Origin of the sequence: Dactylosporangium aurantiacum, from assembly GCF_000716715.1 — a bacterium.
Lineage (GTDB): Bacteria > Actinomycetota > Actinomycetes > Mycobacteriales > Micromonosporaceae > Dactylosporangium > Dactylosporangium aurantiacum.
Genome location: NZ_JNYJ01000166.1, coordinates 1 through 378, shown reverse-complemented (window position 1 = coordinate 378; position 378 = coordinate 1). Strand labels below are relative to the sequence as shown.

Annotated in this window: 1 protein-coding gene; it reads right to left on the bottom strand. The window is 73.5% G+C overall.

Features of this window, described 5'->3' with window-relative positions; all coding sequences use genetic code 11:
• On the bottom strand, window positions 1-357 hold a 357-nt coding region (locus tag OP18_RS50780), incomplete at its 3' end, for an ArsR/SmtB family transcription factor (RefSeq protein ID WP_033368058.1).
• Window positions 358-378: the final 21 nt, after the last annotated feature.

Below are 378 nucleotides of genomic sequence, written 5' to 3'. Positions count from 1 at the left end.
CGGCTCCACGGTGAGCAGGGCGGCGAGCTGCGCCAGGATCGCCGGGCGCGCCCGGTAGTACACCCACGTGCCGCGCCGGTCGGCGTCCACCAGGCCGGCCTCGCGCAGGGTCTTCAGGTGGTGCGAGATCGTCGGCCCGGACAGCTCGAACGCCGGGGTCAGGTCGCACACGCAGATCTCGCCGTCCGGCGCCGAGGCGATCATCGACAGCAGCCGCAACCGCACCGGATCGCCCAGCGCCTTGAACGCCGGGGCCAGCACCGCCGCCGAGGCCGCCGGCAGCCGGTGCCGCGCGATCGGCGGGCAGCACGCCGCGTCCGCGGTGAGGTCCGTGAGCGTCAGCGCCTGTTTCGACATGCCTCTAGGTTGACAGATCTC